Here is a 23,903-nt window from a genome sequence, read left to right as displayed (position 1 = left end):
ACCATGAAGCATGCAAGACTGACCATAGCCCTCGGCCTCGTCGCCCTCACCGCCGCGTGTGGTAAGAAGGCGGAGACGCCCGTCACCGCCGAGACCAATAGCGCAGCACCCGCCGCGGCCACGAACACGATGGATGGCGACATGGGCAACATGGCGATGGCGCCTGGCGCCAAGATGGCGAAGGGAACAGGCAAGGTAACGGCTCTCGACAAGGCCGCGGGCACGATCACGCTCGATCATGGCCCCATCGCAGAGGCAAACTGGCCGGCCATGACAATGGCCTTCAAGGCCGCGCCCGCGCTCATCGACAGCGTGAAGGTTGGAGACGAGGTCAGTTTCGACCTGAAGCTGGAAGGCCGCGGCGGCGAAGTCACCGCGATCAGCAAGAAATGAGTGTCCCGGGCACGGGCCTCTTGAGCCCGTGCCCGCTCAAACCTCGGCGGGCGCGAGGGCGCCGATGATCCGGCAGTCCGCGATCGTACCCTGGTCGCACTGCTCGATCAGGTTCGAGAGCTCCCGCTTCAGCGCCAGCAGGTCAGCGATCTTCTCTTCGACCGCCTTGAGCTGCGCGCGCGCAATCTCGTCGACCGCGCAGCATGACCGGCTGCGATCATCGGCGAGATCGAGCAACGTGCGGACCTGGTCCAGCGAAAAACCAAGATCGCGCGCGCGACGCACAAAGCTCAGCCGGTCGACATCGTCCTGGCCATAGGCGCGATAGTTGCCCGCCGTGCGCTCGGGCGGCGCCAGAAGTCCGATCTTTTCATAGAAGCGGATGGTCTCGATCTTCGTGCCTGTCGCCTTGGCCAGCTTGCCTCGCGTGATCATCTGCCTGCCTCTTGACCCTGTACTTGCTACAGGGTGCATATAGGATATCGACTCGCAGAAAAGAAAGCTCCGCCCTCATGGCCTGTTCCAGCTGCGCGGCCGATAAAGCCGACCATATCAACAGCCCTGCGTGGCGCCGCGCCTTGTGGATCGCGCTGGCGGTGAACTTGCTGATGTTCGCGGTCGAGCTGACCGCCGGCCTTCTCGGCGGCTCGAAGGCCCTGCAGGCGGACGCGCTCGATTTTATGGGCGATGCCGCCAATTATGCGATCAGCCTCGGTGTTGCAGGCTTGGCGCTTGCCTGGCGCGCGCGCGCCGCGATGGTGAAGGGCGTCACGATCTTCAGCTTCGGCCTCTATGTGCTGCTGAGCGCGCTCTGGGCGCTCTCGCGCGGCACGCATCCGCAAGCCGAGGTAATGGGCATTGTCGGCTTTGCAGCGCTCGTCGCCAACGGCGGGGTGGCTCTCATGCTCTATCGCTCCCGGACCGGCGATGCGAACATGCGCTCGGTCTGGATCTGCTCACGTAATGATGCCATCGGAAACCTCGCAGTCCTTTTCGCGGCACTGGGGGTTTTCGGCACCGGCTCCGGCCTCCCAGACATTATCGTCGCGGTCATCATGGCCGGGCTCAGCTTGTGGGGCGGCGAGGAGATAATTCGGCAGGCGGTCGGCGAATGGCGGTCTCTCAACGGAGAAGTTCGGCAACATTTTCGTTTCAGCGGAGACCGCGACTGACCGCTTTCCGTCGGCTTTCCTATTGCCACCAATGACGGTTGCGACTTGCAGATGTGATTTGGGTGCTGGCTCCCCGCAGTGTGAGGAGCCAGCCGATTTCAGATTTCTGTCCCTTCTGCCAAAGTCAGAGCGTCCTCCACATCAACGCCGAGATATCTGACCGTACTTTCGATTTTCGTATGGCCAAGCAGGATCTGCACCGCGCGAAGGTTTCCGGTCGCCTTGTAGATGATTGATGCCTTCGTTCTCCGTAGGGAGTGCGTGCCGTAATCCTCGCTTGGCAGGCCGATCCCTGTGACTCATTCATCCACAAGGCGGGCATATTGCCTGGTGCTCATGTGGGCCGAATGATCGGTGCGGCTCGGGGAGGCATAATCCTCCAGGGAACCGCCGCGCAGTTCCAGCCATCGGAGCAGGCTGGCGCGAGCGTCGTCCAACTCGAACTGGACAGGCCGCCCCGTCTTTTGCTGAACAACGATCGCCCGCGTTCGAATCTTCCGATCACACACGATGTCGCCAATCTTGATCTTTACCAGATCACAACCGCGCAGTTTGCTGTCGATGGCGAGGTCGAACAGCGCCCGGTCGCGGATCCGTCCATGCTGATCAAGGAAGAACCGGATTGCCCAAATCTGGCGGGGCTTCAATGCGCGCTTCGCGCCGACTTTGCGTCCCGAATTCCACGACACTCGTTCGCGTGCAGCGGGATCAAATTCTGATAATCCCATGACACTTCTCCAGTGGCCATCATGGCCACGGCAGAAACGTTCAGACAAGCTGGAGGCAGCAGATCGCGAGCCGTTCTGTCAGGGGCAAAAGTTAGCTTATTTCGATAAACTCATCTAGCCTCCCTATAAATCGCCTCTGTCCTCGACCCAAAGCGGCCGTTCCAGAGGACGCGGAGCGCTTCCGCGAGCTGCCGCTCAATAGACGGGCCGCGCTTAGCTGGACGCGAGAGCGCTTTCCGGCGCAACGGGCGAAACCCCGCTTGCGTCCGTCACGAGAGTTAATCATTCTGGACCGACGGGGGATGGGAAATGGTCAAGAATCTATTGGATTGGGCTGCCGAGCAGCCTAACTGGGTGAAGGACAGCCTGCGGCGGATCGCCGTCGCACCGGATCACTCCCTGGAGCCGGAGGACGCCGACTGCATCCTCGACAACGTGCGTGCCGCGGCCGGCGCCGGCTCTTCACCCCACCCCATAACCGCGATTGACGCTTCGCATCTTGGTGGCGGCTCAGGCGATGCGCGGCGAACCGTGCTCGCGCAGCTCGGTCCCGTGCAGAACATTGACCGCCTCGCCGGTAGCCAGAAGCTGCGCATGGCCGGTGTGGGCATCACGTTGGTTTACGGCGAAAACGGGAGCGGGAAGAGCGGATACACCCGCATCGCCAAGCGACTTTGCCGAAGCCTGACCTCGGACCAGCTGCGGGGGAACGTGTTCGACGCCGGCGGCGGGCCGATGCGGGTGCAGGTGCGCTACCAAGTCGGCGACGACGCGGTGACCGAGATCGATTGGGATCCCGCAACGCCACCTCCCTCGCAGCTCCGTCAGATATCGGTGTTCGACAGCCACAACGCCCGGCTCTACGTCGATAGCGGTAACCGGATCGCCTACCTGCCGCGCGAGCTCGCGATCCTCGAGCACCACGGCGAGTTGTGTCAACGGATGGCCACGAGGTTCTCGGCGGACGAGAAGGCCCTCGCGCCGCGGCTGCGGGTCGCGCTGCCGGCCGGATACACCCCAGGTTGCACGGTCGCGCTGACCCTTGCCAAACTGGATCCCAAGGCGCCCTCGCTGCCTTCCGAGGACGAAATCCGCAGGCTGTCCGACCTGAGCGAGACGGAGCTCGCAGAACTCGCCCGGCTCGAAGCCGAGCTCGCCGCCGATCCGGTGGCGCTTGCGGCTACCCGCCGCCGCGCCATCACCGTGTTGAAGCGCGTGGGCGAGGTGCTGGCCACCCTCCGAGACGGACTCTCGGACAGGGTCGGTGAGACGATCGCGTCGGCTCGGCGCGAGCTGGCCCAGGCGGTGGAGGCGGAGAGGATCGCGGCCGCCGCCAGTTTCGCAGGCGAGCCCGTCGCGGAGGTCGGCGGCGAGGCCTGGCGGATCCTGTTCGAGGCGGCGCGCCGTTTCGTCGCCGCCGGAGTGGAACCCCCGCCCGCGCGTCTGCCTGAGGCAACCGGCGACCTGTGCGTCCTTTGCCTCGAGCCGCTCACCCCGACGGGCTCCGCCCGGCTGGCCCGGTTCAACGACTTCGTCAGTGGCGAGGCCACGAAGCGCGCCGACGGTGCGCGCGACGCCCTCAAGGCGCTCCTGACGCAGGTCGAGCAGGTGAAGGTGCCGGAAGCATCCTTGGTCGAGGAGACCTTGGCCGGATACGGACAGCTCGATGAGACCCGGGCCATGACCGTTGCCGACATCCTCAAGGCGCTGGCCGGGTTCGAGGCGAGGCGCGCCGCACTGCTGGACGACACAGCGACGTCTGCACCGACGCCGGACGTAAGCGCGCTCGCCGAGACGGTCGCGGCGGAACTCAAGCGCCTCGAGGGCGAGGCCGCTTCGCTTCAGCGAAGCGCCTCGCATACCGAGGCGCTGGACGCCAAGCGGACGCGGCTTGCCGAACTCAAGGACCGGGCGAAGCTCGCCAATGACCTGGAGACGGTCTTGCAGCGCCTGCGGGACGTCACGGAGCAACGGTCGCTGACGGGGTGCCAGGCCCAGGTGGCGACACGTTCGATCTCGACGCAGATCACCGCCCTGCGCAAGCAGCTCGTCACCGAGGAGCTTGAACGGAGGATCGCAGAGGAGATCGGCGCGCTCGACCTCACCCATCTTCCTTTCAAGGTCAGCGACTCCAGCTCAGGCGGCAAGAGCCTGTTCTCGGTCGGCCTGCACGGCGCTGGCGCTGTGAAGAACAACCAGGTGCTCTCGGAGGGCGAGCAGCGGGCGCTCGCGCTCGCATGCTTCCTCGCCGAGATCGGAGGCGACGACGCGCGCTACGGAATCATCGTCGACGACCCCGTCTCCTCGCTTGACCACCTGCGCATCCGCAAGGTCGCGCACCGTCTTGTCGCCGAGGCGAAGAAGGGACGGCAGGTGATCATCTTCACGCACAACCTTGTATTCTTCAACGAAGTTGTGTCGGAGGCCGCCAGGGCAGGAGACGCCGCGCCGCTGATCAAGTCACTCGTCGCCAAGACGCAATTTGAGGGCTTCGGCGTGATCCGCGAGAATTGCGAGCCCTGGGTCGCCGACCTCAACGCGCGGATCGAGACGCTGCGGACGCGCGCGAAGGAGCTTAAGGGCGTAACCGACTTTGACACGGACCAATATCGGCGGCAGACGAAGGACTTCTACTCGGACCTGCGCGAATCCTGGGAACGGGCGGTCGAGGAGGTCGTCTTCGCGAAGACGGTCGTAAGGTTCGTGCCGGATGTCATGACAGGCAGGCTCAAGGAGGTGACCGTCACTGACGATGACTATCGGACAATCTTCTTTGCAATGAAGCGAGCCTCGGAACGCTCAGGCCACGACATGTCGGCCGGCCGGGACATCCCGCAGCCGTCCCCTAACGAGATGGAAGCCGACCTGAAGGTGCTCGACGACTTCAGGATAGAGCTCGGCAAGCGGCGGAAGGCGACGTCCGTGGCGCGTTCCGCCCTCGAGAATCCGGTCGGCGCGACGCTCCTCTAGGCGAGCCTGATTTCCGAACATCGCTCCTTGCCAAGCACCTCCTTGGCGATTGCCGCCAAGTGCTCGTGGTGCGTGAAGAACAGGACCTGCGTTGATCGCGACAAGTCCGCTAGCACGCGAAATCCGGCGCGAGAGCGATCGTCGTCGAAGTTGACGAAGAGGTCGTCGGCGAGGAAGGGGAGCCGCACGCCGGCATCCACAGACTGTTCAAGCGCCGCGATGCGCAGCGCCAGGAACAGCTGATCAGTCGTTCCTTCGCTCATCTGTCCCACTTCCACGACCGTCTTGCGATCTTCGCAAAGGCCGATCAGTCTGGGTGTCGAGTCCTGCATGTCGGCATCCAAGCCTTTGTAGCGGCCCAGCGTTAGCGTCTCGAAGATCGTGCTCGCACGGGCGAGCAGCGGGTCCTGGTGCCTCTTGCGATACTTTTCGATCGCCCACCGCAGCATGACGGCCTGGGTGCGCTTCATCAGATAGGCCTCCGCCTGCACCGCCATCTCGGCACGCGCCGCCTCGGCGTCCGCCTGCGCGTCTGCGGCTGAGTGGCCGTCGACGTCGAGGTCCTCGAACCTACGGCGCGTGTCGCCGTAGGTTCTGGCTGCATTGGAGATCGTGTCGTCGAGCGCGTCGACCTCGCTGCTGGCCTGCTCCCTGCGCGACGCGATCTCGTCGGGCGTGGTCTTGGCGAGTGCTTCGATCAGCTGTTCAAGCCCGTATCCGTCACCCTTGGCGACGATCTCCGTCTCCAGTTCACGAACCTTGGCGCGCAAAGCGCGCACCTGCGATGATGCGTCGAGGCGATCCGGGAGGAGGTCGGTGTCCTCGATCGCGAGTTGTTTCACGACTTCCCCGAGGCCGCTTCTGGCCGCTTGTGACTTTGCGTCGGCCTCGCCCTCCTCGGCCGATCGACGCGACACCTCGCCCTTGAGCTCCCAGGCCTGAGCCTCGGAAGCGCGGGCCTTCGCAAGACGACTTTTTAGGACGTCGAGCGGGTCGCTGCCCCCTGGGGCGCAGTCGAGCTTGGCCGCGAGCTCCGCCACGGCGGACTTGAAGCCGTTCGCGTCGCGCTCGATCCCGGCGACACGGATTCGAAGGGTGGCCAGTTCCTCGGAGGCGCTGCGAAGCTCGTCGATGATCTCGAAGCGCAGGTCGGCGCCTTCAACCGGCAGATCGACCCCGGCGCGCTCCGACACGGCCTTCCAGGCCTCTCGGCCTCTCTGCTCCTCCCCCTTGCGGGAGGTCATCGACTTGGTCAGGGCGTCTGCCTCGTTGACGAGCCTCGCGATCTCCTGTTCGAGTTCCCTCCTCGCGAGCGCCTGTTCCTCGCGTGTCGTCCGCGCGGCTTCCGCTGCTGTTAGGATCGGCAAGATTATCGAATTCGTCGGAGCTTCGATGTCCAGAGCCCGACACAGAGCCGCCAACGCGTCCCGCCGGCGGGATTGAGCACGTGCAAGTTCGCCTTCGGCGCCGGCTACGGCTTCGAATACCTCGATCGCTTCGGTGCGAGCCGCTTGCCACGCTGCCATCGCGAGCGGCGCGAGAAGCGGAAGTCCTACGCGCGCGAGACGGTCGTCCCACCCGCGTCTGAAGTCGCTCAGAGCTGCCTCAGCAAGTGTCACGGCGCGGCCGGCTTGTTCTGACTCTAAGGAGAGCCGATCGCGCAGGTCGACCATCTCCGCAAGGCGGCCGGATGCCTCGGCCGACGAGTAGCGCCTATCGGCGAGCGTGTCCGCTTTCTCGACGAGATCGCCGTATGCGGCTGCACGCCGTTGACCGTCCTCAATGACAGTTCCGGCCGTCAGTCCCTCTCGGATGAAATCCCAATCCGCGTCCCGGACCTGCCTGGCAGCTGCGAGCGCCTCCATCGTCACCGCTCCATCCGAGGCGCTTCCGCGCTCGATCTGATGCGATAGGGTCTCGGCCTCGTTCCGAAGCCGTGTGGCAGCGGTGGACGCCTTCTTAAGCTCGGCCTCCAGTTCCGCGAGGCGATCCCGCGCCTGCTGCAGTTCTGCTTCCGACAGAGACGGTAGCCCGAACAGCTCGCCGGCCGAACCGCTCCAAGGCTTCAGTTGGGCGAGCAGAGCATCCCGTCGGGCAGCGGTCCGGTTCAAGGTTTCGGCTGCCGCGTCGCAGCGCTCGTCAAAATCGGCGCCAAGCTGCCGGGCCGCATCGACCGCGGAGACGAGCGTGGTCAGTGCCGCGTCCGCGGGTAGCTCGGTGAGCCTTTGCTCCAGGCGCGCGAGCCTGGAGCGGACGTCCCCAAGATCCGATTCCGCTTGGTCGGCAGCTGCGCGCGCGGATACGATGCCATTGAGAACCTGCCGGAGCTCGGTCACCTGAGTGCGTGTTGGCACGACCGCAATCGCGGATCCGAATTCCTTGTGAAGGTTGCTCACCTGAAGTTCGAGCTGCTCACGCCTCGCGGCAAGTCTCGGCAGATCTTCGGCGGCCTTGGTCTCGGCTCCGCGCCGTTCGAGGAGCCGTTCGATCTGTTCCGAGGCGTCGATGACCGCGTCGTCGAGATCGACGACGCCTATTCGCTCTTCGGCCTCCGACAGGAGCCGCTTCGCCGTTGTGCGGTCGCGTTCCGCCCGTTCGAGTGCGTCAAGGCACTCCCGTGCTTGAGCCTCGATCTGCTCGCCGACGACGACAACGTCCGCGAGTTCACCAAGCTCCAGCAGCGTCCGGGCGCGGGCTTCGACCAGACTGGCGACGCCTCGGAGGCGATCGAGAGAGCGCAGCTCCTGCTTCAGTGCCAGCCGCTCACCCTCGAGCTTCTTCAGTGCCGCGTTAGCCTCTTCTGAGACTGCGCGCGCATCCGACCACGCCTTCGGCTTAAGGCTCGCGTCTCGAACCGTGCGGAGGCTGGCTTCTAGGTTGCGCTCGGCGGCGGTGTAGGTGCGGCTGGCCTTGGCGCGCTTGCCCCAGATGGCGTCAGCATCGTCCTCGAGCGTGGCCAGCACCGAGGCGACAGCCGTCAGGTTTGATCCCGCGGCGAAGAGCGCCTGCCCGGCGTCGTCCTTCGCCTTCACCATCGCTTCGCCGCCTTCGCGCAGTGCGCTCTGATCAAGGCTGAAAGACCGGCCGAAGGTCTCTCTCGTCTGACCGCGCAGCATGCCGAGGAGTGGCGCCTCGTCCATCGGCTTGTCGTCGGCGTCGACCAGCGTCCCGCTGCCGCCCTTCCGTCTGCGGACGGCGGTCTGTCGGTCATCCTCCTCCAACAGGGCGCCAATTCGAAGCAGCGGGTAGTCGAAGCGGAAGTTGTAGGGCGACCGCATGGGAATGCCGAACAGAAGATCCGTCACCGCGGCCATCGACGTGCTCTTGCCGGCCTCGTTTGCGCCGTAGATGAGATGGAGGTCGGAGGCGCCCGATCGAAACTCGAGCACGCGATCCTCGAAGTGGCCATACTTCTCCAGACTGAGCTTGGCGAACCGCATCAGGCGTCTCCCACCAGGCGAGCCCGCAGTGCGGTCGCGCTCGCTTCGAGGATGCGGTCCCAGCTGCCGGCTTCGGCAAGCGCACGCAGTTCGTCCTCGTCGGGTGCTCCGAGAGAAGACCTGGCCGACACGAGGAACGGTTCGAGTTCAGTCCTCAGCTCCGCCATGAGTTCGAGATCCGAATGCGCCTCATCGATGATCTCGGCGAAGTCGAGACCAGCTTCCGGCTCTTGGGCGGCATGCGGCGGGGTCACCTCGCTGACCACCTTCTCGATCCAGAGATCGGGCGAGATGGATGTCGCGATCGCGCGAACCTCATCGCGGAGTTCTGCCCCGCGGTCCTTCAGCGTACCCGCGATCTCCGAAGTTCCGTGAAGCGCCACACGGACGATCAGCGGTCGGCCTGCGCCTTCGGTTGGCAAGGCGGACCCCAGAGCGGAACGGATCAGGTCGGTAACGGAGTTCATCCGGGCTTCTGTGCAGTCCACCTCGATCTTGCTCCAGCGAAGCACGTCCAGCTCAACGGGTACAACGGAAGCCACCTGCCTGTCGGCCACCTCCACGAGCACCGCGCCCTTCGGACCAGTCTCGCGTATGTTCCGCCCCTGAAGGTTGCCGGGGTAGACGACGTGCGGTTCGGTGGAGACGATCTGCTGGGCGTGGACGTGTCCCAGGGCCCAATAGTCGTAGCCCTTCGCTCTCAGGTCGGGAACGTCGCAGGGGGCGTAGGGCGCGTGCCCAAGAGCTCCGGAAAGAGCGGTGTGGAGCACGCCGACGTTGAAGGCGTGCGGGACGGCATCGGGGTATTTCGGCACGAGGTTGTCCGTGACCGCAGGCGTGGCGAAACTCTGGCCATGCACCGCCACGCCGAAATCTTCCAGCAGGTGGGTCTGAGGCTGGCGGCTGCTGAAAAGCCGCACGTTGGCGGGCCACGGTATCTGGCGGGTCATCACCGAGGCCGCGTCGTGATTGCCTGCGAGCAGAAAGACCGGGATGCCTTCTCGGTCCAGTCGGCCCATGGCGTGGGCGAAGTAGAGCCCCGTCCCCATGTGCTTCCAGTCGCCGTCGTATAGGTCTCCGGCGATCACCAGAAAGTCGACATGCTCCCGGAGCGCCAGGTCGATCAGGTTGTCGAAGGCCGCACGGGTTGCGCCGCGGACGTCTTCAAGCGGAATGCCCTCGTAGCGCGCGAGGCCGTGAAGCGGACTGTCCAAATGCACGTCCGCCGCGTGCAGAAATCGGAAGCTGCCCATTTACCCCCCAAGTCCTTCATTTCTCTGACGAACGTACGCCACGATCCCCAATGCTTGGCTCACATTATTCAACTGGGCGTAGCTCGTCGACGTCGAAGTCGCCGAGGCCGATCTCACCGCTGCCGTTGAGCATGTCGCTCGCCAACGAGCGTTTCCGTTCGAGAAGCTCGTCCAGCTTCACGTCGAACGTCTTGAAGTCTCCTGCAGACACGGAGGGATAGTAAACGAACACATCCTTCGTCTGGCCGATGCGGTATGCCCGGTCGGTCGCCTGATCCTCTTTCGCTGGATTCCAGGTCCTTGTGAAGTGGATGACATGGTTCGCCGCCTGCATGTTGACGCCGAATCCAACAGCTACGGGCGACAGCACAATTACACCGAATCCCGGCTGTTCCTGGAAGGATCGTATCATCTTTTGCCGGCTATCGATGGCGCTCGCCAATGCGGTCGTGTCGCCATTGATGATCTTGACGGGAACGCCGAACTCCTCCTGCACGTAATGCTTGATCAGGCGCTGGATCGCCTTGAACTCGCAGAAGACGATCGCCTTCTCTCCTCGATCACGGATCGCCTTGAGAACCTCGATCAGCCAGTCGAGCTTCGGAGACCGTGCCCGATAGCTATCCACTGGATCATAGGCGCTGCCAGCGCTCTCATCCGGGTCCGAACACAGCAGCCTGAGCTTGTGGAGGAGTGCCAGATGGCTTCCCGGCGCCGCCCCGGCCCGCCTGAAGGCGTCGATCGCGCCGACGTAAAGGCCGCGCTGGAACGGGCTCATATCAAGACTGCGGCTGGACTCGTCCACGACCTTCGCCTTCAGGTCGGTAGCGACTTCTGCCTTCATGCGTCGGAGCAGCTGGGGCGTGATGACACCCCGCAGCTCCTCGACCTTCGCTCTGTCGTCGTCGCTCTTTGCCTCAATCGGGCGACGGTATGTCGCACCGAACTCGTTGAGCGCACCGAGCAGACCAGGCTGCACGAAGTCAAACAGACACCAAAGATCGACCAGGCTGTTCTCGACCGGGGTCCCCGTGCAGGCAATACGGAACTGCGCCTGCTGCTTCTTGGCGGCCCGGGTCATCGCGGCGTTCGGGTTCTTGATCTTCTGCGCTTCGTCGCAGACCATCACAGACCACTTCTCGCGCGCGAACGAGAACTCAAGATCGCGGAGCGTCTCATAGGTCGTGAGGACGAGGTCTGCATCGCCGCGCCAGTCCGGGCGAAGAAACCGCACCAGCCCTTCCCTGCGGAGCTGCTCATCGACCGAGGCCCGATCGACGCGCAGACCAGTGAGGCCTTCGCCATAAGCCGTCAGGATCTTCAGCGTCCCGGGCTCGAGGAACTTCTCCGACTCCTCCTTCCAGTTCTCCAGAAGTGAGAGCGGGGCAACAACCAACGCCGGCGGGGTTTCGGGATTCTCCTCCCGCGCCCGCGCTACGAGGCTGAGTATCTGAAGCGTCTTCCCAAGACCCATGTCGTCGGCCAGCAGAGCGCCCCGGCACTTGTCGGGCGCCAGCGCTAGAAGATGCTGCATCCAGGCAAGTCCTTCGAGCTGGTGGTGCTTCAGCGCGACGCCAGGACGGAGATTGGAGGGAAGCCTGGCAGGAGCCGGCTTCTCCGCGAGCGCCGCAAGCCGCTCCTCCCTGTAGTCCACCTGTCCTATGTTGCTCTTGAGGATCAGTGTGGGCTTCTTCCCGCGACGCGCAGGAGTTTCGGGCTTGAACGTTCCCTTCGCGGCTTGATCCCTGACCTGTCCGAAGGTGGATACGATCGCCTCGGCCTCACGGACCGGGATGGGCGTCGGGCACCCTGTCAGAGGGACTGACGTTGCTCCGGTCGCTTTCGCGGTCTCCAGCCCCTCACGCAGCTCGGCCGACAACTCGTCTGTTAGCGGCAGGATACAGGGTTGGTCGGTTTCCGGATCCGTCCATCCGATCATCGGGACGAGATTTTCAGGGAACCAGCCCTCCCCGTCGTCGCGCTTGGCGATGTGGGGGGAATAGAAGGACTTCTCCTGGCCGATGCCCTCCACGCGTTCCGAGTAGCCTGAGAGGTCGTAGACCTGACCGTGCGTGATGACGCCGTCCTCACTATGGCCAAGCGCCCGACGAAGTGCTTCGCAGTGCAGCCGGCTGTCGCCATCTAGTTCGAACTCATATTCGTCCCAGGCGAACAGCTGAAGGCCGCGATCAAGATTGCGCTCGACGCCGGCGACGAACTCGATGACGTCGGCCTCCTCGAGCATGACCTCACGTGTCTCGATGGCCTCGCCTGCCCCACTGGTGATGAGCAGGCCGAGGGCACCTTCACCATGAGTTTCCGGCGTCACGGCGGCAAACCGTTCGAACACGATGCCCGCCTGCTGCTTCGCTTCCTCGAACTGCTCTTCGTCGACGACCGCAGCCGCGTCCGGTCCCAGCGCTGCGATCGGATTGAGGAGAAAAGCCTCGGCACGCTCGCCGGCGACACGACGACCAGGCATGCGCTTGACCTCGCGCAGCACTGTGCTCACCTCGGGCGAGATCATCACCTGAATGATTCCGTCCGGCGTCGGCAGATCGTATCGGTCACGCACCTGACCCGACCTGTCGAACGCTTCAAGCCAGTCGGCTGGCGCGCCCTCAAACCATGGCTCGACCTCAACCAGCCCCAATCCTTCCGAACGACGCAGTGCCATCTGCAATCGCTCCGGCGTGAGCACCACCGTCCGGTAGAGGAAGTCATCAAGCGAGGCGCCAGCCGCAACCGCCAACTGACGGATCTCTCCCCAGGCGCGACGCTGGTCGGCTTCGTTGCGCTCTTCCTCTGGACGACGTGCAAATCTCCGGACGCGTTCCAGCAAGCTCCAAACGCGCGGAGAAACAAGCTGGAGGCCGGCGTCCGCTTCGAGCGCGCCGCCCCTAAGCCTCGCCCCGGATACGGGGCCGCGGTCAGCGTTGAACCAACCGTCGATCGCGACCGAGAAGTCGCGATCCGTCAGCGAATTTCGGCTCACGATCTTCGGAACCGCCATTGTGGACGGTGGGAGTTGGAGTATTTCAAGCTCCGCCGCTGCCTCCTCGTCCTCAAGGAGAACGAATAGCTGCGTCCACTGCAAAAGGTGGCCACCGTCGACCCGCTCCGCGAGCCCCTCGTCGGCCAGCTGGTCGAGAAGCGCCGCCGCGGCCTTTGACCGGGGGGTCGGCTCGCTGCCGGCAGGCAGGAGAATGCCTCCCTCCTCGACGACTAGCGATGGCGTGGTCGCTTGACGGACTTCCGGCTTGGCCTTCTTCCTACCCCAGATCATGAGCGAAGATACCAGGCGCCGCGGCGCTCCGCCCAGGCGAAGTTCCTACGGGTGAGTTCGTTCGCCGCTGGACCGGAACGCGGTGCGTAAGCCCAGAGCGAACCTCCCTTATCACGCGAATCCGCGGTCTTGATCCCATGCTTGGCGAGAAACGCGAAGAGCTCAGCATCTTTGCCAACGCTTGAACCGGTCGATGATGACCTTGCACTAGGCGGCGGTGATGCGGACGGACGTGCGCCGTAAGACGGCGTCGTATGACTGACCTGGGGGCCCCCTCTTGCGGTTGAGAGGGAAGCGATGAGACGGTCGGCCCTACGCTCCCATCGCTCTCCCGCACCGTTATTGTGGACGATGCGGGCGACATGGCTCGGGTGTTTCAAAGCCGTCTTGTTGCCGGCAACCTGCATTTTCGTAAGGTCGAACGGTAGCTTCGCGGCGTCGAACGCGAACATGGCGTTGCCCTCCTCCCCGAACTCCACATAGACGTGGCCCGCGATGCGCATAATGAAGGCGTTGTTGCTCGAGACGCCTCCGCTCGTCAGACTCATCATACGTCCCTTCATCATCTGGCGAAGGGCCTTGAAGCTCGGTCGCGGATCCCGATACGCGGCGTCGCCGAGCGCGAAGTGCATGTCGCTGATCTGATCGACATGGCGCTTCCAGAACTTGATGCGACGCTGGTCGTTTATTCCGTCGGCAGAAAGCAGGTTGAAGAAGTCCTCGATCAGACGGAGCTTGTGCCAGGACGACACCATCCTTCGCGTGTCCGGACGGACCAGCGTCCAGAGCGTGTCGTTCCGCTCTAGCCACGGATTGCCCCACCGGGTGACGGAGGTCTCACACAGCGCCGGATCGACCTCGATCGACGCGCATTCCGCGTAGCGGTCGAGCACGCGGGACAGGCCCTCGTCGGCGAGCACGTCGTGCTCCTCGATCAGTCCGATGACGCGTGGGAGAACATCACGGAATCTACGGTCGTCGAACCTCACCGCAGCCTCGATCTGCGCCTCGAATATCCGCTGTCCGATCCAAGACGTGTCGCCGGCTGAAAGATCGCGGCGAAGGATCTCGAGAGGATCCCCCTCACCAGTCAGGATCTCGGCGCCGTAGCGGGTGCACGGGTCTTCCGTCAGAAGGTTCGCATGGTCGTCTATCGCTGCGAGCCAGTCAGGCGCCTGCCCGGAGCGCTCCAGCTGCGGAAGGTTGTCGTTCAGATATTCCCGCAGGACACGCCAGTTCCGATCGCCTGCCCCACGCGCACTGCCGGGGTCGTAGTTCACATAGCCGTCCAGAAGCCCGCGCCAGCATCGCCTGTATGGACGGGGCATCGATCGGAATGAGTCTATCTCGCTCAGGAGCGGATCGAACCGCTCACCGTCCTCGATCAGGGCGGGTTGACCCACCGACCGGAGGCGGGTGCCCCAGCTCACCAGGCGTGCAGACCGAACATCATGGAGCTTCCCCGTCTCGCGAAATCTGACGAGCTCCGTCTGGATACGGTCGTTCGACGCGCCAGCGCCCGCCCCTGCTCCGCTGAGCATCGCCTGAAGCGACTGAACATGCCCCTTCAAAGCACGGAGGTCCGGTTCTGGCATGTCCCTGAAAGCCGCAGCGCCGACATCGGTCAGCCGCTGCTGCAGCCTCGCCATCCTAGGGCTCAGAGGGCGCATGTGCCGAACTCGCCTTCGAACGCGTCCACCGGAGTAGCTGCGGGCTCATCAACCCCGAAGAACTCCAAACGAAGCTCGATGCGTCGACTTGCGTCCAGTGACGCCTTCGCGGAGTTTGATGAATAGCCGCCGACGAGGAATAGCCGCCGTATCTCCTCTAGCTCACGACGATCCATGGGCCGCTCGCCTGCCTGCGGCCGGGCCATAAGGGCGCAAAGGACCCGCTGGCTGCGCTGAAGGCTGAGGTTCAGGTTGTAGAGATAGCTACCTCTCCGGTCGGTGAAGCCCTCGACGACGATCCTCTTCAGCCAACGCTGCCCACCCTTGTCCCGGGCGATCGCGAGGACCTCGGGGACGAAGGACCGCAGGAGCTGTTCCTGCTCAAGGCTGAGTGCGTTGCTTGCCGAGTCAAAGCGGGCCCGGTCACCAAAGTCGATGACGGCCCTGTTCCTATCGACGCGGATGCCCTGCTTCTTCGCAGCCCTGTCGATGCGGTCGAGGAGCTTGACGATCTCCGCCTGCCTTTCGGCCTCGAGCTGCTCGCGCTCCGAGATCGTGCGGGTGACCGCGAGGAGCGCCACGCTCATCACCAGCAGGAACAGCACCATCAGGGCGGTCATGAGATCGGCGAACGAGATCCAGAAGGGCTTCTCGCCCTCCTCGCGACCTCGATGCCCCATAGTAACGCGCTGGAACATTCAGATCACGCCGCCTGCCGACCGGTGGACGGGAGGGAGGCCTCCAGCTCCTGGATCGCCTCCTTGAGCATGCCGGTGGCGCGCGAGAGCTGGGTGTGGAACTCGCGGTTCGCCTCGACCACGACGCCGCGCATACCTTCCGAGAACTTCTCGTGCGACTGGCCGATGACATCGGCGACCTCGTCGAGGAAGCCGTCCGCTTCCGACTGCGCCGCGACCAGCTTCTGCGTGGCGCCTTCTATCCGACCGAGGACATCCGCCGTGAGGCTCGCCTCTCGGGACGCATTCTCCACCGTACCGCGGAGATCCTGGACCATCGTGGCGACGGCGTCCCGCGCCGAGCGGTAGTCCGAAATGACGGAATCTAGACCCCTCGCAGCTCCGGCGACGCTGCCCGCTGCCTCCGAAAGACCCGTCGTAACGTTGGCGATCCGGTCGAAGCCCCCGACAACCTCTCGACCCGAGTTCTCCAGCTTGTTGGCGGCCGCAAGGAGTGTGTCGGCCCCGCCGTTGAGCCGCACGAATGCATCTCGGGTCGCGGTTTGGACGCCAGCCGTCATCTCCCGGATAGCCTCGACGAGGCCATCGACGTTCGAGGAGATCGCGCCTACGGATTCACGCATCTGTCCGACATGGCCAGCCGCAGCCTCGGCCCGCTTGCCGTCCTCCTCCGCCTGAAGCCTGGAGCGTTCGGCAGCCTGCCTCTCGATCGCCGAGATTGCCTGCGCCATGCCTTCGCCGAGGGCGGTCAGCATGCCCTGGACGCGGGTTTGGGTAGCCTCCTGCATCTCGCCAGTCGATGATCGGATCTCGTCGATCACGGTGCGGAGCTCCTCCGACATCGCGGCCTGCTTCGCCTCCACCGCCTGCACGACCTCGAGCAGCTTGGTGGACATCGCATCGGAGGCGCGCGTCCCGGCCGCCTCCACGTTGTCGGTGAGGTCCTGCAGCTTCGAAACCGCGGTCTGCATGGCGTCGATCGTGCGCTGCTGCATGTCACCGATGCCCGACAGCTGGGTGCCGAACATGTTCTCGAGGCGATCGCTGAAGCTGGCGAGCACGTCCGTGAGGAGCTTCGTCACCGCGGACGACTGATCCTGGCTGACTTGGCCGACCGCGCCGGCGATCTGGTCGAGCGGCCCCTTGAGCGCATCGGTCAGGGCACCCGCGATGGTCGTCCCGAGTTCGTTGGAGCGCTGGACGGTCGCGTTGATCTGCCGGTCCGAGAGTTCGGTAAGGATTTCCCTCAGGTCGGCGACGAGCGCGTCCTTCAGGATCTTGGTCTGACTGGCCGAGTCCTCCGAGGAGGTCACCAGCCGAGCCAGATACTCCTCGCCGGCGCCGGCCTCGTAGGTCGCGTCGATCTCGTGGGCGAGCTGGGTGACCTTCCGATAGAGGCTGTTCAGACGAAACTTCTCGAGGCCGGTGGTGAACATCGCGAGGATGATCGCGAAGGCCGAGACGATGAAGGCCTCGCTGACGCCATGCAGCAGGGCGGTCAGGCTGTTCCGGACCACGCCGGAGTCGTCCGAGATCTGGAAGGAGCTCAAGCCGGTCAGAAGGCCGGTGAAGGTCCCGATGATGCCGATGCCGGTGAAAATGCCGGGGAGATGCTTGAAGAACTCGGCGTGGACGCGATTGTCCACCACGGCGTGGGGAGAGAGGAACATCTCCGCGGGGACCGTCGAGCGAATGGCGCGCTCGACCATCTCGCCCGTCTGGACGTCCAAGTCCTTCTGGACATGGAGCGTTTCTCGATACTCGTTGAAGATCGCCGCGATCGCGCGGTCAGGTTCAAAGCACTTGGAGAGGTCGTTCAGGCCCTTTGCCCGCGCCGCCTCCACGTTCGCGATGATCTGCTTGAGGTTCGCATCGAGCCGATTCGCAGGGATGAAGAAATACCGGAAGAATGCGATCGCCAGAGCAACGAGAACCACAAACACAAGCACCGGTATCACCGGAATTCCGAACAACGTCATTTCACTCATTCCCCCAACCGCCGAGGACCTCCCGTGATTCCCACGCACGGGCGGCTCGACGCGTCATGCTGCTATATCTGCATCTATTATTCTACGGCTAACATCGACTGATTCACATCAGTCTGCCACTTTTTGGGAAGCGTAAGCCTCTGGCAATCCGCATGACTTTGCGACAGTATCGCTGGGTTGGGGGAAAGAGTGATGGCCCAGTCAGAAGGTTGGCTCTCTAGAGTCGCGCGCCGATTCGGCGAAATAATGTCTGGCGCCCCTGCGCCAGACATAGATCCGCAGGTTGCCCCCCAGCGCCCCGCGCTGGGAGCATCCCCCACATCGTCCACTTCTCAATCGTCAAATTTCGATGCTGTCCCCCAAGGCATAAGCCTCAGCACAAACGGCCGATACCTCTTCGGCGGATACTCGTTCTCGACCCTCGAGCAGGCGTCGGGCTATGCGAGACGGATGACCAAGCCGGCAGCGCCGGCTGTTCCTCCATCTCGGCCTCAGCAGCCAGCAGCCTCGACACCGAAGGGACAACGCGCTCCCTCTTGCTGGGTCAAAGAGGCGACTTCGGTCCTGGTGGGCACGCGGAACGTAACCGTCGACATGGTCTACTATGGCACTCCTGCCCGGCATGACCCCGCCCATGACAAGACCCGGATCGACCCCACTCTTCCGATCGATCCCCGAGGCGATCGCTCGGGCGACACACTCACATACTGGCAGAGCTACGACCGACTAGACCCTCGGGCGCGCTGGACCTACCTCGACTGGCTGGAGGGAGGTCGGAAAGATCCCGCCATCCCGATCGGCTACGTATTCGTATTCTTCTACGGCCTCGAGCAGTGCCTGCTGGTAGATGACGCCAAGGAAGAGGCACCTGCAATCTTCGCGGAACTCCGTCGGCTCCTCTCCATTCACGGAGAGAACTACTCCTTCGCCGCCTATGCCTCGAAGCTGCTGGCGCTCTCGTGCCTCTACGGCGAGAGCAGCGACGAGCCAGTGAGGCAAGCGCCGCCCCACAATTACGAAATGGAGCTGCCGCTCAATGTGCGCGTGCGGCTCGGCAACCGCATCGGGCGAAACGAGCCGTTCGATGCAGATGACTGTCTGCTGTGGGTGCTTTCGCTGCCTGATGTCTATCTCCGCACCCCAGGGCAACGGTGTTTTGAGGAGTTGCTCGACCTCTGGCGCGTGCGCTTCGCCGTCCGCAACCCTGAGGGCCTGCGCGTTCGACGTCCCAAGACCAAGATCCGCTCCCAGTATCAGGCTGCCAGCAACACGTTCTTCCGCTCGATTGAGTTGGATCTTCCTGACATTTCTGGGACGCAGGCTCCGCTCACTGGCCTGCGCACGATCCTCGACGGCTGCATGGAGGATCTATCGACCTACAGTCGGCTCCTCGGTCGCGATCCGGAGGCTCGCGGAAAGCTCCGCGGCGACCTTCTGCTACCTCTCGAATTGCGCCGGGGACGGGCGTCCTTCGCCGAATGCCGAAGCGCTCTTGACCTTTCGACGGTTGACGGTCTCGCGGCAGTCCTCGATGTGGCTCGCGCGCTCGGCCTGGAACTGGAAGCCGGCTCCGAGAAGCTCCCGGCGGCAAGCGTCCGACAGATCGGCGTCGCCCTCGATGCGCTCGACCTCGGGTTCGAGCCCGATCGTCGCTATGGGCCAGCTGCCGCTCTGAGGATGGACGGGCGCATTGCCCTGTTCCCGGCAAGTCTCGGTGGGGCGGTCGATCCCGACCGAGGAGCATATGCCGCTGCCCGCGGAATGGTCGAGGTCGCCATGCTGGCCGCAGTGTCCGACGGAACAGTCGCCTCATCGGAGATGGACGCCATCGAGCGCCGGCTTCGCTCGACACCCGAACTCAAGGACGAGGAGATCACCCGGCTCCTCGCTTGCGGAAGCGCGCTTGCGGCGGATCCACCAAAGGTCCGCGCAGCGCTGAAGAAGCTAACGGACGTCGCGCCGGAGAGCCGGGCGGCGCTTGCAGCCTCAGCGGTCGAGGCGGTGCTGGCGGATGGTCGTGTGCTGCCGGACGAGGTGAGATTTCTCGAGGCGCTCCACGCCGCCCTCGGACTTCCCGCGAGCGCGCTCTATTCGGCGCTGCATCGTAGCGGCGAGGATGTCGGACCGGTGGAAGTGGTATCAGCCATCGACGAGCGCACGGTGCCACTGCCGGATGAGCCGAAGCGATCTGGCGTGTCCATCGACGCCGCGCGGCTTGAGAGGATCAGGGGCGAGACGACCCAGGTGTCCGCCATGCTCGCATCCATCTTCGTCGAGGACGAGCCTGAACCCGCCCCCGCCCCGCCGCCCAAGTCGAGCGTCACCGCATCGGCCTTTGCAGGCCTCGACGTTCCTCATTCCGACCTTCTCGTCCGTCTGCTGACCGGACCTATGTCAAGGATCGCATTCGACGCGCTCGCGACCGAGCTGCGCCTGATGCCGGACGGAGCCATCGAGACGCTCAACGAATGGGGCTTCGACACCCTGGGCGAGCCCATAGTCGAGGACGACGACGACGTTCGCGTGTCCTCCGAAGTCATTGACCAAATTGAACCGATGGGAGTTACCGCTTGAGCACAATCCGACGCAAGGACCGGGATCTTATCATTCAGGCCCTATCGGCTGGCGTCGTTCCGCGGGTGGGTCTCCAGCATATCCAGGTCGGGCGCTCGCAGGAGGTCGGTGCGCTGGTGCGCGACATCGACCGCGTCGCGGACGCCGGATCGGCCGTCCGCTTCGTCATCGGAGAATATGGAGCGGGCAAGACCTTCTTCCTGAACCTGGTTCGCCTCATCGCGCTCGAACGGAAATGCGTGACGATCCATGCAGACCTGGCTCCGGATCGCAGGCTGCACGCGACCGGAGGCCAAGCTCGCGGCCTCTATGCTGAAGCCGTCCGGAACATGGCCACACGCACCAAGCCAGAGGGGGGCGCGCTTCCCAGCATCGTCGAACGCTTCGTCACGGAATGCGTCCGCGAGGCCGAGGACGGCGGTTCGCCCGTCGAGCGCGTCATCGACCGCCGCCTTACACCCCTGCTTGAAATGCTGGGCGGACACGACTTCTCCACCGTGCTCAAGACCTACTGGCGCGCTCATGAGGATGGCGATGACAGCCTCAAGGCGGCGGCCTTGCGCTGGCTCAGGGCGGAGTATCCGACCAAGACGGAGGCGCGGCAGGCCCTTCCGGTCCGCAGCATCATCGACGACGCCGACGTATACGACACGTTCAAACTGCTCTCCGCGTTCGTCCGCATTGCGGGCTATGCCGGCCTCCTCGTGGTCTTTGACGAGATGGTCAACCTCTACAAGCTGCAGAGCTCACAGGCGCGCAACCAGAACTACGAACAGCTTCTCAGGATGCTCAACGACGTGCTTCAGGGTAACGTCGAGGGGCTCGGCTTCGTGTTCGGCGGAACGCCGGAATTTCTTCTCGACAGCCGACGCGGCCTCTACAGCTACAAGGCGCTCCAGTCGCGGCTGGAAGAGAACAGCTTCGCAACTGAGGGGCGGATCGACCTCAGTGGACCCGTGATACGGCTCCAAAGCCTCTCGCCCGAGGATCTCCTCGTGCTTCTCGGGAACATCAGGTCGGTCTTCGCGCTCGGCGACGCGTCGGCCTTCCTTGTGCCCGACGAGGCGAAGACCGCCTTCATGGAGCATTGTAACAAGCGGATCGGAGAAGCCTACTTCCGCACCCCCCGCAACACGATCAAGGCCTTCGTCCAGTTCCTTTCCGTTCTGGAGCAGAACCCCGACACGCAGTGGCATGAACTGATCGGGGCTGTATCGCCGGACAAGGAAGAGCCCGACGAACCAGAGGCGGACGACGAGCTTGTCGACCTCCGCATCTGATATCCCTTCCTATGACCGGCTTCATCCTGAAATCCGCCGCTGGGTGCGCGACGAGGGATGGACCGGCCTGCGTGAGATACAGGACACCGCGATCCGTTCGATCCTGGGGTCGGACAGCGACGTGATCATCATGGCGGGCACGGCGTCGGGCAAGACCGAGGCCGCGTTCCTGCCATTGCTCACCGAAGCGGCAGACATGACGGGGGCCGGCCTTCGCATCCTCTACATCAGTCCCCTCAAGGCACTCGTCAACGACCAGTTCAGGCGCTTGGAACCGCTATGCGAACGTCTTGGCCTTCCGATCACCCGCTGGCACGGGGACGCGCCGCAAGGCCCCAAGACGCGGCTACTCAAGACGCCAGCCGGTGTTGCCCTGATCACGCCTGAGTCCATCGAGGCGCTGCTTCTGCGTCGCCCCGCAGACGCCGCCAAGCTGTTTCGAGGCGTGCATGGGATCGTCGTCGACGAGCTCCATGCCTTCCTCCAGGGACCGCGGGGGCTCCACCTTGCGTCCCTTCTCCGTCGCGTCGATAGGATAACGGCCGGGCGTCCGCGACGGGTTGGACTTTCCGCTACGCTGGGCGACGCCGACGCCGCCTGCCGTTGGATGAACGCAGTGAACCCACAAAGCGTCGACGTGCTTCGCGCGCCGCCGAGCGGACCAGGGGTCAGGTTGCAGATCCGTGGCTATGAGGAACCGCCCGAGGGAGCAGGCATAGACGAGATCGCTGAGAATGGTGCGAGCGATGCGCTCAGTCAGATCGCAGACCATATCTTCTCGAACCTGCGGGGATCGAACAACCTCGCGTTCGCTGCATCGCGCCGCACGGTCGAAGCTCTTGCCGACCGTCTGCGCGAACGGTCGGAGCGCGACAGCGTGCCGGAGGAGTTCTTCCCCCATCACGGCAGCCTGTCGAAGGAGCTGCGAGAAACGCTGGAGACGCGCTTGAAGGCCGGCGACCAGCCAACCACTGCCGTAGCAACGACGACGCTCGAACTCGGCATCGATCTTGGCAGCGTCCAGTCAGTCGCACAGGTCGGGGCGCCCAGATCGCTGTCAGGTCTGAAGCAACGTCTTGGCCGAAGCGGTCGCCGCGGGACCCCGGCAGTGCTTCGGATTTATGTCCGCGAAGATCATCTCGATCCGGATTCCGATCCTCTGGACAAGCTACGTCTCGAAACGGTGAGAGCTGTCGCCTGCGTCCGGCTGCTGCAGGCGAACTGGGTAGAACCCTCAACCGAGGACTCCTCGCTAGCCACCGTGGCGCTGCATCAGACCCTATCGCTCATCGCATCGCAGGGCGGAGTCCGAGCGCCTGCGGCGCACAAGCTCCTGTTCGGGCAGGACAGCTACCTTGCCTTCGCGCCGACAGACTACGCCGATCTCCTGCGCGGGGCCGGCCCCCAGGGCTCTGACCTTCTTGAGCAATCGCCAGACGGCATCCTCATGCTTGGTAAGGCCGGGGAGGAATTGGTCCAAGCGCGTGACTTCTATGCCGTCTTCAAGACCGACGAGGAGTGGCGGCTGGTTTCGAGCGGTCGGACACTTGGAACCGTCCCACTCACCAACGTTCTCGGCATTGGATCACTCGTCGGCTTCGCGGGCCGGAGGTGGCGAGTGGAGACTGTCGACGATCGCGCCAAGGTGCTCGACGTCATTCCGCACCGTTCCGGCAAACTGCCTCGTTTCGACCGGCCTGCGAACGAGCAGCTGCATGATCGGGTCACTGCGACGATGCTGGAGGTGCTGTCCGACCACGAAGTTCCGGCATATCTAGACGCGGGCGGAAAGCAGTTCCTCCTGCAGGGGAGGAACGCCTTCCGCGAACTCGGCCTTGACCGGCGCGCTCTCATCCCAGCCGCGCGCGACACCCACGTCATCACCTGGCGTGGCACGGCGGTAAACTCCGTTCTGTCGATCGTCCTCATGAGCGCCGGACTCGAGGTGGCGGTCCACGACATCGGCGTTACTGCAGTCGATGTGACGCCCGAGCAGCTCGCGACTGTTGTACATCAGGCAAGCGACTGTCCGCCGATGGAGGATCTGTCCAACTTCGTCGCGGGCCTACGAACGGCGAAGCTCGACGACTTCGTCGATGAAGCGCTCCTCCGGCGGATGTGGGCGTCACGACACGAAAGGTATCGTGACGACGTATCCCATGTTCTGGAAAGTCTCAGATCAACCACAACTACGCTTTGACGCCGAATACTGAGCCTGCTTTTCGGAAGGAACCGATGGACGTCACCAGAATGCCGAAAAGACGTCCGGCGCGCGCATAATCGCCGGCAGCTGTCATGACCGCTTCCACCATGAATGTCCGCATTCCTCGGATCATTACCCGGAACCGGACAGTCGCGAATGTCCCCAGGGCCGCGGAAAAGCCGTCCGACGGATACCCATCTCATAGGTAAATTTTTGTCCGGCGAAGGCGACGCGGCGCACTGCGAACC

14 protein-coding genes and 1 pseudogene are annotated in these 23,903 nt (G+C 64.0%); 6 read left to right on the top strand and 9 right to left on the bottom strand.

Annotation, left to right across the window (positions count from 1 at the left end; translation table 11 throughout):
- Window positions 1-3: 3 nt before the first annotated feature.
- Entirely contained in the window at window positions 4-393 is a 390-nt protein-coding gene (locus A0J57_RS00370) for a copper-binding protein (protein ID WP_171010023.1), read from the top strand.
- A gap of 36 nt (window positions 394-429) precedes the next feature.
- Here A0J57_RS00370 and A0J57_RS00365 read toward each other — a convergent pair whose 3' ends face one another.
- Window positions 430-828 carry a helix-turn-helix domain-containing protein gene (locus tag A0J57_RS00365; protein WP_044662152.1) on the bottom strand — a complete coding sequence of 133 codons (399 nt, stop codon included), beginning with the start codon at window positions 826-828 and terminating at the stop codon, window positions 430-432.
- A gap of 77 nt (window positions 829-905) precedes the next feature.
- Between A0J57_RS00365 and A0J57_RS00360 the strand changes: the two genes are divergently transcribed.
- Entirely contained in the window at window positions 906-1,565 is a 660-nt protein-coding gene (locus A0J57_RS00360) for a cation transporter (protein WP_044662151.1), read from the top strand.
- A 98-nt stretch (window positions 1,566-1,663) separates the two neighbouring features.
- Here A0J57_RS00360 and A0J57_RS00355 read toward each other — a convergent pair.
- Window positions 1,664-2,293, bottom strand: a pseudogene (locus A0J57_RS00355) (tyrosine-type recombinase/integrase).
- A 309-nt stretch (window positions 2,294-2,602) separates the two neighbouring features.
- Between A0J57_RS00355 and A0J57_RS00350 the strand changes: the two are divergent.
- Window positions 2,603-5,263, top strand: coding sequence for an AAA family ATPase (locus A0J57_RS00350; RefSeq protein ID WP_044662149.1), 2,661 nt, complete (start codon window positions 2,603-2,605; stop codon window positions 5,261-5,263).
- On the opposite strand, the gene A0J57_RS00345 is transcribed toward A0J57_RS00350, so the two are convergent.
- The 6 genes from A0J57_RS00345 to zorA all read right to left on the bottom strand — a co-directional run bounded on the left by A0J57_RS00345 (window position 5,260) and on the right by zorA (window position 17,589).
- Window positions 5,260-8,703, bottom strand: coding sequence for a YhaN family protein (locus A0J57_RS00345; protein WP_044662148.1), 3,444 nt, complete (start codon window positions 8,701-8,703; stop codon window positions 5,260-5,262). The genes A0J57_RS00350 and A0J57_RS00345 overlap by 4 nt on opposite strands.
- Window positions 8,703-9,956: a DNA repair exonuclease gene (locus tag A0J57_RS00340; protein WP_171010024.1), complete on the bottom strand. Its 1,254-nt coding sequence runs from the start codon at window positions 9,954-9,956 to the stop codon at window positions 8,703-8,705. The genes A0J57_RS00345 and A0J57_RS00340 overlap by 1 nt, the downstream gene beginning before the upstream one ends.
- Before the next feature lie 64 nt (window positions 9,957-10,020).
- Window positions 10,021-13,242 (bottom strand): DEAD/DEAH box helicase, encoded by a 3,222-nt coding sequence (locus tag A0J57_RS00335; RefSeq protein ID WP_044662146.1) that lies wholly within the window; start codon window positions 13,240-13,242, stop codon window positions 10,021-10,023.
- Window positions 13,239-14,891 carry an EH signature domain-containing protein gene (locus A0J57_RS00330; RefSeq protein ID WP_061934581.1) on the bottom strand — a complete coding sequence of 551 codons (1,653 nt, stop codon included), beginning with the start codon at window positions 14,889-14,891 and terminating at the stop codon, window positions 13,239-13,241. Before A0J57_RS00330 ends, A0J57_RS00335 begins: the two co-directional genes overlap by 4 nt.
- Before the next feature lie 8 nt (window positions 14,892-14,899).
- Window positions 14,900-15,610 carry an OmpA family protein gene (locus A0J57_RS00325; RefSeq protein ID WP_044662144.1) on the bottom strand — a complete coding sequence of 237 codons (711 nt, stop codon included), beginning with the start codon at window positions 15,608-15,610 and terminating at the stop codon, window positions 14,900-14,902.
- Window positions 15,611-15,615: 5 nt separating this feature from the next.
- On the bottom strand, window positions 15,616-17,589 hold the full coding sequence (gene zorA / locus A0J57_RS00320; RefSeq protein ID WP_044662143.1) for an anti-phage ZorAB system protein ZorA: 1,974 nt from the start codon (window positions 17,587-17,589) through the stop codon (window positions 15,616-15,618).
- A gap of 201 nt (window positions 17,590-17,790) precedes the next feature.
- Here zorA and A0J57_RS00315 point away from each other — a divergent pair, with 201 nt between their 5' ends.
- The 3 genes from A0J57_RS00315 to A0J57_RS00305 are packed head-to-tail and all read left to right on the top strand — an operon-like array spanning window position 17,791 to window position 23,652.
- Complete coding sequence (locus tag A0J57_RS00315; RefSeq protein WP_082718613.1) at window positions 17,791-20,172, top strand: TerB N-terminal domain-containing protein; 2,382 nt, start codon at window positions 17,791-17,793, stop codon at window positions 20,170-20,172.
- The gene (locus A0J57_RS00310) at window positions 20,169-21,452 is read left to right on the top strand and encodes an ATP-binding protein (protein ID WP_044662142.1); all 1,284 of its coding nucleotides are present in this window, start codon (window positions 20,169-20,171) and stop codon (window positions 21,450-21,452) included. The genes A0J57_RS00315 and A0J57_RS00310 overlap by 4 nt, the downstream gene beginning before the upstream one ends.
- Window positions 21,433-23,652 carry a DEAD/DEAH box helicase gene (locus tag A0J57_RS00305; protein WP_044662141.1) on the top strand — a complete coding sequence of 740 codons (2,220 nt, stop codon included), beginning with the start codon at window positions 21,433-21,435 and terminating at the stop codon, window positions 23,650-23,652. Before A0J57_RS00310 ends, A0J57_RS00305 begins: the two co-directional genes overlap by 20 nt.
- Here the strand turns inward: A0J57_RS00305 and A0J57_RS27120 are convergent.
- Complete coding sequence (locus A0J57_RS27120; protein ID WP_262857254.1) at window positions 23,642-23,764, bottom strand: hypothetical protein; 123 nt, start codon at window positions 23,762-23,764, stop codon at window positions 23,642-23,644. The genes A0J57_RS00305 and A0J57_RS27120 overlap by 11 nt on opposite strands.
- Window positions 23,765-23,903 lie beyond the last annotated feature (139 nt).

The sequence above is a fragment of the Sphingobium sp. 22B genome (assembly GCF_001580035.1).
Classification (GTDB): Bacteria; Pseudomonadota; Alphaproteobacteria; order Sphingomonadales; family Sphingomonadaceae; genus Sphingobium; species Sphingobium fuliginis.
This window is presented reverse-complemented; position numbering and strand designations above follow the sequence as displayed.

Coding starts and splice junctions, on each gene's coding strand:
- A0J57_RS00370 (WP_171010023.1), top strand. CDS start 4: ATGAAGCATGCAAGACTGACCATAGCCCTCGGCCTCGTCGCCCTCACC.
- A0J57_RS00365 (WP_044662152.1), bottom strand. CDS start 828: ATGATCACGCGAGGCAAGCTGGCCAAGGCGACAGGCACGAAGATCGAG.
- A0J57_RS00325 (WP_044662144.1), bottom strand. CDS start 15,610: ATGTTCCAGCGCGTTACTATGGGGCATCGAGGTCGCGAGGAGGGCGAG.
- A0J57_RS27120 (WP_262857254.1), bottom strand. CDS start 23,764: ATGGTGGAAGCGGTCATGACAGCTGCCGGCGATTATGCGCGCGCCGGA.
- A0J57_RS00340 (WP_171010024.1), bottom strand. CDS start 9,956: ATGGGCAGCTTCCGATTTCTGCACGCGGCGGACGTGCATTTGGACAGT.
- A0J57_RS00345 (WP_044662148.1), bottom strand. CDS start 8,703: ATGCGGTTCGCCAAGCTCAGTCTGGAGAAGTATGGCCACTTCGAGGAT.
- A0J57_RS00360 (WP_044662151.1), top strand. CDS start 906: ATGGCCTGTTCCAGCTGCGCGGCCGATAAAGCCGACCATATCAACAGC.
- zorA (WP_044662143.1), bottom strand. CDS start 17,589: ATGACGTTGTTCGGAATTCCGGTGATACCGGTGCTTGTGTTTGTGGTT.
- A0J57_RS00335 (WP_044662146.1), bottom strand. CDS start 13,242: ATGATCTGGGGTAGGAAGAAGGCCAAGCCGGAAGTCCGTCAAGCGACC.
- A0J57_RS00315 (WP_082718613.1), top strand. CDS start 17,791: ATGGCCCAGTCAGAAGGTTGGCTCTCTAGAGTCGCGCGCCGATTCGGC.
- A0J57_RS00330 (WP_061934581.1), bottom strand. CDS start 14,891: ATGGCGAGGCTGCAGCAGCGGCTGACCGATGTCGGCGCTGCGGCTTTC.
- A0J57_RS00350 (WP_044662149.1), top strand. CDS start 2,603: ATGGTCAAGAATCTATTGGATTGGGCTGCCGAGCAGCCTAACTGGGTG.